The sequence below is a fragment of the Campylobacter sp. TTU-622 genome, assembly GCF_016598965.1.
Classification (GTDB): Bacteria; Campylobacterota; Campylobacteria; order Campylobacterales; family Campylobacteraceae; genus Campylobacter_D.
In genome coordinates this window covers 1-11335 of the sequence record NZ_JAENKR010000044.1, presented here as the reverse complement: position 1 = coordinate 11335, position 11335 = coordinate 1, and the positions used below count along the sequence as shown (strand labels likewise).

General features: G+C 27.0%; 11 protein-coding genes. 10 read left to right on the top strand and 1 reads right to left on the bottom strand.

Annotated elements, in window-relative coordinates; all coding sequences use genetic code 11:
* The coding region (locus JG677_RS05305) for a GNAT family N-acetyltransferase (protein ID WP_200285537.1) at positions 1–313 on the bottom strand (313 nt) is incomplete at its 3' end.
* A gap of 141 nt (positions 314–454) precedes the next feature.
* Here JG677_RS05305 and rpmH point away from each other — a divergent pair.
* From rpmH to JG677_RS05255, 10 genes are all read left to right on the top strand, one after another.
* The gene (gene rpmH, locus JG677_RS05300) at positions 455–589 is read left to right on the top strand and encodes a 50S ribosomal protein L34 (RefSeq protein WP_131163412.1); all 135 of its coding nucleotides are present in this window, start codon (positions 455–457) and stop codon (positions 587–589) included.
* Entirely contained in the window at positions 586–921 is a 336-nt protein-coding gene (gene rnpA / locus JG677_RS05295; protein ID WP_200169138.1) for a ribonuclease P protein component, read from the top strand. The genes rpmH and rnpA overlap by 4 nt, the downstream gene beginning before the upstream one ends.
* Positions 900–1232 carry a membrane protein insertion efficiency factor YidD gene (gene yidD / locus JG677_RS05290; RefSeq protein WP_200169092.1) on the top strand — a complete coding sequence of 111 codons (333 nt, stop codon included), beginning with the start codon at positions 900–902 and terminating at the stop codon, positions 1230–1232. The genes rnpA and yidD overlap by 22 nt, the downstream gene beginning before the upstream one ends.
* 11 nt (positions 1233–1243) lie before the next feature.
* Positions 1244–2833 carry a membrane protein insertase YidC gene (yidC, locus tag JG677_RS05285; protein WP_200285534.1) on the top strand — a complete coding sequence of 530 codons (1590 nt, stop codon included), beginning with the start codon at positions 1244–1246 and terminating at the stop codon, positions 2831–2833.
* Positions 2830–3663: a Jag N-terminal domain-containing protein gene (locus JG677_RS05280; RefSeq protein WP_200169090.1), complete on the top strand. Its 834-nt coding sequence runs from the start codon at positions 2830–2832 to the stop codon at positions 3661–3663. Before yidC ends, JG677_RS05280 begins: the two co-directional genes overlap by 4 nt.
* Positions 3656–4984 carry a tRNA uridine-5-carboxymethylaminomethyl(34) synthesis GTPase MnmE gene (mnmE, locus tag JG677_RS05275; protein WP_200285532.1) on the top strand — a complete coding sequence of 443 codons (1329 nt, stop codon included), beginning with the start codon at positions 3656–3658 and terminating at the stop codon, positions 4982–4984. The genes JG677_RS05280 and mnmE overlap by 8 nt, the downstream gene beginning before the upstream one ends.
* A gap of 16 nt (positions 4985–5000) precedes the next feature.
* Positions 5001–7181 carry a phosphoribosylformylglycinamidine synthase subunit PurL gene (gene purL, locus JG677_RS05270; protein ID WP_200285530.1) on the top strand — a complete coding sequence of 727 codons (2181 nt, stop codon included), beginning with the start codon at positions 5001–5003 and terminating at the stop codon, positions 7179–7181.
* On the top strand, positions 7178–7948 hold the full coding sequence (locus JG677_RS05265) for a molecular chaperone DjiA (protein WP_200285528.1): 771 nt from the start codon (positions 7178–7180) through the stop codon (positions 7946–7948). The genes purL and JG677_RS05265 overlap by 4 nt, the downstream gene beginning before the upstream one ends.
* Positions 7949–8006: 58 nt before the next feature.
* Entirely contained in the window at positions 8007–9542 is a 1536-nt protein-coding gene (purH, locus tag JG677_RS05260) for a bifunctional phosphoribosylaminoimidazolecarboxamide formyltransferase/IMP cyclohydrolase (protein ID WP_200285527.1), read from the top strand.
* Between the two features lie 68 nt (positions 9543–9610).
* Positions 9611–11203: a methyl-accepting chemotaxis protein gene (locus JG677_RS05255; RefSeq protein WP_200217279.1), complete on the top strand. Its 1593-nt coding sequence runs from the start codon at positions 9611–9613 to the stop codon at positions 11201–11203.
* Positions 11204–11335 lie beyond the last annotated feature (132 nt).

Sequence of the window (11335 nt, the reverse complement as noted above, 5' to 3'; positions counted from 1 at the left end):
AAAATTTAAAAACTTGTTTTCCATAGCCTTTATTTCTATATTCTTTTTTTAGGTAAATATCTTCAAGATAAATTCCATTGGCACCCAAAAATGAAGAAAAAGTATAAAAATAAATCATATAGCCTATAGTTTTATTATTTTCTTTTAACAAAAAAGCTTTGGCTACTTTTGTTTTAAAAATAGAGTGATATAAATTTTCTTTATTACATTTTATTTCATCTTGCATAATTTCATGCAAAGCAAATTCTTTAATTAATTCTATTAAAATATCTAATTCTTGTTCTTTTAAAACTTGTATTGCAAAATTTTGCATTTTAGTACCTTATTTAAGATAATTTGCGTAAAAATTTATCAAAATAAATTAAAATTAGCTTTAATTAAAAGCAATTTTAAGTAAGATTAAATATAATATCTGATTTATAACATATTTTATTAAAATTAAGGAAAATAGACTATGAAAAGAACTTATCAACCACACAATACTCCAAGAAAAAGAACTCATGGTTTTCGTATGCGCATGAAAACTAAAAATGGTCGTAAAGTTATTAATGCAAGACGTGCTAAAGGGAGAAAAAGATTAGCGGTATAAAAGAATTTTCAAGACTTAATCAGTCTGAAGAATTCTCGCTTATTTATAAAAAAGGTAAAAAATGGCATTGTAAAGGAGCTATTATTTTTTATCTTAAAAGTCCAGAAAAAAAGGTTGCTTTTGTTGCAAGCAAGAAAGTTGGGAAAGCTGTAGTAAGAAATAGATCTAAACGTGTATTGCGTGCTTTATTTTTTAGCATAAAAAATCAGCTTGAATATGGAAAATACATAATAGTTGCCAAAGCAGAAATAAAAGATTTTTCTTTTTTTGAGTTGGAAAAAAATTTCAGATGGGGTTTAAAAAAAATACAATGTTTAAAAGAATCTGCTTAGCAATAATAAAATTCTATCAAAAAAATATAAGCCCCTTAAAACCAAAGGTTTGCAGATATTATCCAAGTTGCTCGGAATATACATCTTGGCAATTTCAAAAAAATCATTTTTTATTCGCTTGTTATTTTTCATTTTTAAGAATTTTAAAGTGTAACCCTTTTTTTAAAGGCGGTATAGATTACCCTAAAATTTATAAAATAATTAAACATACAAATTTCTGCTTTAAGCCTATTTTTTTAGCCAAAAAAAGACTTAGTTTTTTATATATCCCTTGTAAGGATAAGGGTTTTTTTATTATTAAAATAATATAAAAGGAATAATAGTGAACAATTCAAATAATATTTTCGAACAAAAACGCATACTTTTAGCAGTAATTATATCTTTTTTATTTTTTGTTATATATGATTATTTTTTTATTCCAAAAAATAATCATATCATTGAAAAGAATATAACTCAAAATCAAATTGCAAGTCAAACTCAAGAAAATCTTGCACCAAGTATAGAAAGTAAAAATATAAATTCAGATTTAAATTTTAGCAATCAAGATTCGATTATTTCTATAGTTAAAAGTGATCATTTTGAAGCTCAAATTGATTCTTTGGGAAGAATTACTGCTTTTTATTTGAAAGATAAAAAATTTCAAGATAAAAATAATGAATTTATTAATCTTGTATCAAAGGAATTAGCGCCTTATCCACTAGAAATAAGATTTAGCGATAGTGCTCTTAATCAAGAAGCGTTTAAAGTAGCTTATACTGCTGATAAAAAAGAACTTTTTATAGATGAAAATGAAAGTAAATCTTTATATTTAACCCAAAAATTATCCAACATTGAAGTAACAAAAAAAATTACTTTTTATTCTAAGGGAAATTATGAAATTGAGGTAAAATTAAACAAAAATGCTAGTTATTTTATTTCTCCTGGATATCGTCCTAATATAGCAGTAGATAGCTATACAGTACATGGAGCTTTAGTGCTTGATGATAAAGAAACTTTGCATACTATTGAAGATGGAGATGTAAAACAAGATGAGAATTTTAAAAATGTTTTAATGACCTCTGCTTTTGATAGATATTATGCAACATTTTTTTATAATTTTGAGAAGCCTTTAAATATCACCATAACTAAAGATTCAAAAAATAATCCTTTGATATTTGCATATAGCGAAAACGAATTTCAAGCAGGTGCTTATATAGGTTCTAAAGAGCACAAAATTTTAAGATCTATTAATCCAAAGCTTGAAGCAGTAGTTGAGTATGGTTGGTTTACTTTTATTGCTAAGCCAATGTTTGAATTTTTAGATTTTTTACATAATTATATAGGCAATTGGGGTTGGGCTATTGTTGTTATGACTTTGATCGTACGTATTGTGCTTTTTCCTTTAACTTATAAGTCTATGATTTCTATGAATAAATTAAAAGATTTAGCTCCAAGAATGAAAGAAATTAGAGAACGTTATAAAGGCGATCCACAAAAAATGAATATCCATATGATGGAACTTTATAAAAAACACGGAGCCAATCCTATGAGTGGATGCTTGCCTATACTTTTACAAATTCCTATCTTTTTTGCAATTTATCGTGTTCTTTTAAATGCCATAGAATTAAAAGCGGCTCCTTGGGCATTTTGGATTCATGATTTATCTATAATGGATCCTTATTTTATTTTGCCTATTTTAATGGGTTTAACAATGTTTTTGCAACAATTAATTACACCTATGAGCATACAAGATCCTATGCAAGCTAAAATTATGAAATTTTTACCTTTAATTTTTACCTTTTTCTTTATAACTTTTCCAGCAGGACTTACTCTTTACTGGTTTGTTAATAATGTTTGTTCTTTAATTCAGCAATGGATCATTAATAAAATCTTTCAAAAGGAACACTCTAATAAAAAAGAGAGTATCAAATGATAATTGAAGAAAAAGATTTGCAAAGCGCCTTAACAAAGGCGTCTCAAACTTTAAATTGTTCTGTAATAAATCTTGAATATAAAATTTTACAATATCCTAAAAATGGTTTTTTAGGTTTTGGAAGAAAAAATGCTATTATAGAAGCTAATATTAAAAAAAAAATTAAAGATCATAAATCTCATAAAAAATCTCATTATGATAATAATTTTGAAAAATCATTGAAAAAAATTGATGAGTTTATAAAAACAGAACATTATAAAGAAAAATTAGACCAATATCAAATAGAACTAGAAAAGCCATCTTATACAATAAAAAATGAAAAAATTTTTGATGCTTTTTATAAAGAGGAAATAGATTTAGAAAATACAGATAGTATTTTAGAAGAAATTAAAATTCAGCTTACAAATCTTCTTAAAACTTTTGATTTTAAAATTGAACTTCTAGAACTTTGTATGTATGAAAAAGATTGTATTTTAATTAGACTTGATGGAGAAGATTCTGCTTTAATGATAGGAAAAGAAGCACATCGTTATAAAGCAATTTCTTATCTTTTGTATAGCTGGATTAATGATAAATATAAGCTTAATATTCGTCTTGAAATTGCACAATTTTTAGAAAATCAAAGCAAAGCTATGGATAATTATTTATGCGGGATTATTGAAAAAGTAAAACATTATGGAAGAGCACAAACTAAGCCATTGGATGGAGTTTTGATTAAAATTGCCTTAGAAAAACTTAGAGAACAATTTCCAGATAAGTATGTAGCCATTAAGCAAAATAATGATCAAAAATTTATAATTATTAGTGATTTTTTTAAAAAACATGAATGAAACAATAGTAGCTATTGCTACAGCACACGGTATAGGCTCTATTAGTATTGTTAGGATAAGTGGGACAAAAGCTTTAGAATTTGCTTTAATTCTAACAAATAAAAAAGAGCTTAAAGTGCGTTATGCTCATTTTTGCAAGCTTTACACAAAAAATCAAGAATTTATAGATGAGGCTATTGTTATTTATTTTAAAGCCCCATTTAGTTTTAGCGGAGAAGATGTAGTTGAATTTCAACTTCACGGCGGCTTTAGTGTAAGCGAGATTGTGCTTGAAGAACTTTTAAGTTTAGGAGCACGATTAGCAGAACCTGGAGAATTTAGCAAAAGAGCTTGTTTAAATAATAAAATGAGTATTATAAAAGCTCTAAGCATACAAGATTTAATTTTGTCAAAATCAGCTTTAGCTGCAAAAATTATAGCTAGAAATTTAAATGGAAATTTAGGAAATCTTTTAGAAAAAATAAGAACAGACTTGGTAAAAACTTTAGCTTATGTTGAGACATCTATTGATTATGCAGAAGAAGATTTGCCACAAGATTTGCTTTTGCAAATTGAAAAAATGTGCGAAGAAAATGCAAAGATTTTATATGAAATTTATGATCTTTCCCAAAGTAAAAAAGGTTTAATAGAAGGTTTTAAAATAGCTATTATAGGAAAACCAAATGTAGGTAAAAGTTCGCTTTTAAATGCATTTTTAGGTTATAAAAGGGCTATTGTTTCAAATATTAAAGGAACAACAAGAGACACTATAGAAGAAAGCTTTAAACTAGGAACCCATTTGCTTCGTATCATTGATACTGCCGGCATAAGAGAAAGTAATGATGAAATAGAATGTATTGGTATAGAATTAAGTAAAAAAAGCATACAAGAAGCAGATATTGTTTTAGCACTTTTTGATGCTTCTAAAGAGATAGAAGAAGAAGATTTAGAAATTTTAAATTTAGCAAAGCAAAGTGGTAAAAAAGTTTTTTATATTCTTAATAAAATTGATTTAGAACTTAAATTTAAAAATGACGAGATAAAAAATTTTATAAAATTAAGCACACAAGAAAATATAAATATTTTAAAACAAGAATTAAAAAAATATTTAGATAGTTTTGATACAGATGGGATAATGGTTAGTTCTTTAAGTTTAATTGAAGCTTGTAAAAAAGCAAGTGAAGCTATTAGTAGGGCTCAATTTCTTTTAAAAGAATCCAGTTTGGAACTTTTTGCTTTTGAAATTAATGAAGCTATAAATCAGCTTTCTAAATTTAGCAAAGATTTTGATAGAAATGAGATATTAGATGAAATGTTTAGTAATTTTTGTTTAGGAAAATGATTATTTAAGGAATGAAATGGATTTAAAAACTATAAAAGCTCATAAAATCAGTCAAGATGAATATAAAGAAATTTTAAAAATTTTAAATAGAGAACCTAATCTTTTAGAGCTTGGTATTATTAGTGCTATGTGGAGTGAGCATTGCTCTTATAAATCAAGTAAAAAATATTTACAGGGTTTTCCTACTCAAGCTTCTTATGTGATACAAGGCCCTGGAGAAAATGCAGGGGTTATTGATATAGGCGATAACTTAGCAGCTGTATTTAAAATAGAAAGCCATAATCATCCAAGTTTTATTGAGCCTTTTGCAGGTGCTGCTACTGGGGTCGGTGGTATAATAAGAGATGTTTTTACAATGGGTGCGCGAGTTGTGGCTTTAATGAATTCTTTAAAATTTGGCAATATACACAATAAAGAAATGGGCAAATATCAAAAATATCTTGTTAAAGGTGTTGTAAATGGTATTGCTCATTATGGAAATTGTATGGGAATTCCAACTATAGGTGGTGAATGTGCTTTTGATGAATGTTTTAACGGCAATATATTAGTCAATGCTTTTGCTTTAGGAATTTGCAAAAAAGAGGATATTTTTTATGCTAAAGCTGAAGGTATAGGCAATCTTATCATTTACGTTGGTTCGAAAACAGGTAGAGATGGTCTTGGTGGTGCTGTGATGGCTAGTGATAGTTTTAATGAGGAAAATAAAAGATTAAGACCTACTGTTCAAATTGGAGATCCTTTTTGTCAAAAGCTTTTAATGGAAGCTTGCTTAGAACTTTTTAAAAGTGATTGTATTATAGGAATTCAAGATATGGGAGCTGCTGGACTTACTTCTAGTTCTTTTGAAATGGCTGGAAGGAGCGGTAGTGGTATGAAGCTTTATCTTGATAAGGTTCCAACAAGAGAAAAAGATATGACCCCTTATGAATTGATGCTTAGTGAATCTCAAGAAAGAATGTTAATTTGTGCTAAAAAAGGGTATGAAAAAAAAGTTTTAGAGATTTTTAAAAAATGGAATTTAGATGCTGTTGTGATTGGAGAGGTAAATAATAGTGGCAAAATGGAGCTTTTTTGGCATAATAAATTAGTAGGAGAAATTCCTATTGCTCCTTTGAGTGAAAAAGCACCTATTTTAAATCGTCCTATAAATAAACCTAAGTATTTGGATGAAATTAAAGATTATGAGTTTAAGCTTAAGGAAAATGTACAAGATATTTTTATAAAAATGTTGCAAAATGAAAATATTAATGATAAGTCTTATATTTATGATCAGTTTGACTCAAGTGTACAAACTAATACTTTAAAAGCAGATGGAGCTTTAGGAGCAAGCACTATATGGGTAAAAGAAAATAATAGTGCTCTTAGTATAGCTATAGAATGTAATTCAAGATTAAACTATATTGATCCTAAAAAAGGTGCTATTTTAGCTGTAGCAAATGCAGGAAGAAAAGTGGCTTGCACCGGAGCTAAGCCTTTAGCTATTACAGATTGTTTAAATTATGGAAATCCTGAAAATGAAGAAGTAATGTGGCAGTTTGCAAAAGGATGTGAAGGCATTAAAGAAGCGTGCAAGACTTTAAATATTCCTGTTGTAAGTGGTAATGTTTCTTTATATAATCAAAGTAAAGATGTAAATATTTATCCAAGTCCCACTATAGTAAATGTAGGCTTATTAAAAGATGCAAATAAATTATTAAAAAGTGCTTTTATAAATTCTAATACAAGTGTTTATTTATTAGGTAGGACTTATAAAGAATTTGGAGGATCTTTAATTTCTAAAATACAAGATAAAGTAGTTAAAGGAAAATTAAAAGATTTTGATTTTGAATCTGAATTAAAACTTTGGAAATTTTTAGAAGAAGCTTGTAAACAAGAAGTATTAGAATGTGCAAATAGTGTTGGTATAGGTGGTATAGCAATAACTTTAGCAAAAATGTGTGCTGTTTCTTGTGTGGGTTTAAATTTAAAAACTTCTTTTCAAGATAAAGCTTTACTTTTTGAGGAAAGTCCAACTAGAGCAATAGTAGGCGTTAAAAATGAAAAAGATTTTTTAGAGCTTGCAACTTCAATGGAAATTCCATTTTTTAAACTAGGTCAAACTACTAAGGAAGAAAAATTTATTTTAGATGATATTTTTTTAGAGCTTAAAGATCTTAAAAAAATTTATTTTTCAAATTTTAGGGAAATGTTATTATGATTTTTATTCTTATTGTATTTGTTGTTTTGGTGTTTTATTGGTATTATAAAACTTGGGATAAACAAGGTTTATTAAATTCAACAACTCGCGGTGCCAAAAGTTTTATGCGAGGTTTTGCAAAAGGCGTAATGGAAGAAAGAATTGATGAATTTAGAAAAAAAATGAATTATTACGTTATAGCTTTACTTGCAAAAATTGCAAAAAGCGATGGCAGGGTAAGTCAAAGTGAAGCTGATATGATTTCTCAAATTTTAGATGCTAATGCCAAAAATGAAAGAGAGAGGGAATTTTTAAAAAGTTGTTTTAATGAACATAAAAATAATCTCAATGATGCTTATGAAGTGGCAAAAGACTTTTTAAAAGAAGTTCCTTTACCAAAAAATGAGCGTTTAAACGTATTAAGAGTTCTTGTTTTTATGGCTTTGATTGATGGAGAATTTCACAATAAAAAACAAGAAATTTTAAATCAGATTGCTAGAGCTTTTGGAATTTCTGATAGGGAACTTAAAGAATTTATTCAAGGAATTAATAATCTTAAAAGCCAAAGTAAAACTATGAGCATAGAAGAAGCTTATAATGTTTTAGAACTTAATTCTAGTGCCACTCTTAATGAAGTAAAAAAACAATATAGAAATTTAGCCAAAAAATATCACCCTGATATTTTAAATGCTAATAATGTTTCCAAAGAAGAATTAGAAAAAGGAGTGCAAAAATTTCAAAAAATCAACGAAGCTTATGAAAAAATTAAAAAATATTTAGAACAATGAAATAGATAATAATTTTTAAATAAATAAAAATAATTGATATTAAAAAACAGGAAATAATATGAAAAGAGCTCTAATAAGCGTAAGCGATAAAGAAGGTATAGTAGAATTTTCAAAAGAACTTGAAAATTTAGGTTTTGAAATCCTTTCTACAGGCGGAACTTTTAAACTTTTAAAAGAGCAGGGTGTTAAAGCTATTGAAGTAAGCGAATTTACTAATAGTCCAGAGCTTTTTGAAGGACGTCTTAAAACTTTACATCCAAAAATACACGGAGGAATTTTATATAAAAGAGATAATTTAAAACATCAAGAAGAAGCAAAAAAATATAGTATTAATAATATAGATTTAGTTTGTGTTAATTTATATCCTTTTAGGGAAACAACACTTAAAACAGATAATTTTGATGAGATTATTGAAAATATAGATATCGGCGGTCCTACTATGATAAGGAGTGCAGCTAAAAACTATAAAAATGTTTTAATTGTTTGCGATGTTAAAGATTATAAAAATATAATTGAAAGTATAAAAGAAAAAAAAGATGATGAAATAATGAGACGTAGTTTAATGATGAAAGCTTATGAGCATACTGCAAATTATGATTCTTATATAGCTAATTATATGAATGAGCGTTTTAATAAAGGTTTTGGAAATTATAAATTTATAATAGGAAAAAAAGTTTTTGATACAAAATATGGTGAAAATCCTCATCAAAAAGGTGCTTTATATGAGTTTGATCATTTTTTTAGTAAGAATTTTAAAGCTTTAAAAGGTGAGGCAAGTTTTAATAATTTAACAGATATTAATGCAGCTTTAAATTTAGCAAGTAGTTTTGATAAGGCTCCAGCAGTTGCTATTGTTAAACACGCTAATCCTTGCGGTTTTGCTATAAAGGAAAATCTTCTTCAAAGTTATATTCACGCTTTAAAATGTGATAGTATAAGTGCTTATGGAGGAGTAGTGGCTATAAATGGAACACTAGATCTTGCTTTAGCTCAAAAAATTAATGAAATTTATATAGAAGTTATTATTGCTGCTAATGTGGATAAAGAAGCTTTAGCTGTTTTTGATGATAAAAAGCGTATTAAAATTTTCACACAAGAAAGCCCTTTTTTAATACGTAGTTTTGATAAATATGATTTTAAACATATAAATGGGGGTTTTGTTTATCAAAATAGTGATGAAGTGGATATAAATGAACTTAAAAATGCTAAATGTATGAGTACAAGAAAAGCTAATAAAGACGAGTTGAAAGATTTAGAGATTGCTATAAAAATCGCTGCTTTGACAAAATCAAATAATGTAGTTTATGTAAAAAATGGTGCTATGGTAGCTATTGGTATGGGAATGACAAGTAGAATTGATGCAAGTAAAGCTGCTATTGCTAAAGCTAAAGAAATGAAACTTGATTTAAAAGATTGTGTTTTAGCTAGCGAAGCTTTTTTTCCATTTAGAGATAGTATAGATGAAGCTCATAAAATAGGGGTTAAAGCTATAGTTGAGCCAGGTGGAAGCATAAGAGATGATGAGGTTATAAAAGCAGCTAATGAATATGGTATGGCACTTTATTTTACAGGGGTAAGACATTTTTTACATTAATATTTTATTAATTTTAAATTAATAAAATATTACAATTTTGAATAATATTTTATTTCAGGAAGTGCTTAATGCTTAAAAGTATGGGTTTTAAAGTTTCAATCTCTATGTTTTTTGTTTTATTAATTAGCTTTATTATTGTGCAAGTAATTATAAATTTGGATTTTAAGAATACAGCAAATAAAATGAGTCAAGCTAATTTAAATAGTATTAGCATTTCTGTTTTTCAGACTATGAGGATGGCGATGAATTTAGGAGATCCTGAACAAATTCAAGATGCCATTAAAGAGGCAAAAAAAATTGAAGGAATTAATAATATAAAAATTTATCCTTCTAAAGAAACTATAGAGCTTTTTGATATGAAAAATCCTCTTATTTCAAATGAAAAAATCATCTTAGATCAGTTTATAAACCCTCAATCAAAATCCTTAAAAGAAGAAATTAATAATATCAATCATTTAAGATTAATACGCCCTTTAATAGCCGATCAAACCTGTATTACCTGTCATGCAAATGTTAAAGAAGGTAGTGTTATAGGTGTTATGGATGTTTATCATTCTTTAGAAAGCATTGAAAAAGATATTAATAAAACTAGTCGTTCTTATATTATTATATTTGGCTTGGCTTTAATTTTTACACTTATTGTTGCGCTTATAACTTTTAAAATAGTTGTTGGTAATCCTATATTAGAACTTTTAAAACATGCTAAAGAACTTGCTCAAGGAAGTGGTAATTTAAAAACTAGAATAAAAGTCAAAGGACAAGATGAGATAGCAAAGGCTTGTGATTATATCAATCAGTTTATAGAAAAAACACATAAAACAGTAAGTGGTGTAAATTTAAGTTCTAAAAGTGTGGAACAACAAAGCAAGCTTTTAAATTCAAATGCCATTTCTTTAAATGATAATTCTAAATTAAGTCATCAAAAAATTGACTCTAGTTTTCAACTAGGGGCAAATATCGGTTCTGATTTAACAGAGTTAGCCAACTTATCAGGTGATGCAAATGCCGCAAATGACAAATCTTATAAACTTTTAGAACAGATGTTAAAATCTTTATTTGAAGTGGCACAAAAAGTTACTGATGTAGCAGAAAATGAAAATAATTTAGCCAAAAAAGTTGAAAATATGGTTTTGCAAGCAAAAAATATACAAAAAACCACTCAAATGATGGATGAAATTGCAGATAAAACAAATCTTTTATCTTTAAATGCAGGAATTGAATCTGCAAGAGCAGGAGCTTTTGGAAGAGGATTTTCTGTTATAGCTGAAGATATTAGAACTCTTGCTAATCATAGTGAAGAATTTTTAACTAATGTTGCAGTTATTACAAAAGAGCTTTTGGATAGTATAGAAGAAATAGCTAGCGAATTAAGAAAAAATTCTCAAAGCATACATTCTTTACATGAAAATACAAATTTACTTGTAAATGATGCCAATGAAGTAAAAATTTGCAATCAAGATTCTAAAAATCTTGCAATCTTATGTGCAAATAAAATAAAAACTTGTCAAGAAAGTATACAAGATTTATTAATGAGAATGCAAGAAAATGTTGAAGCGAGTGAAAAAAATGAAGAAATTTCTAAAATTTTACTTCAGGTTGTAGACGAATTAAAATTAGTATGTCATAATCTCGAAAGTGAATTAAAACAATTTCAAATTTAAAGGATAATTCAATGAAAAAAATTTTTCAAATAGCTTCTTTAGCTACAATTTTATTTGCAGGATGTGCATCAAATAATATAGCAACAAAGGAAAATAATATGTCTTTTGATATTTTGCCTCAAAATGCAATTT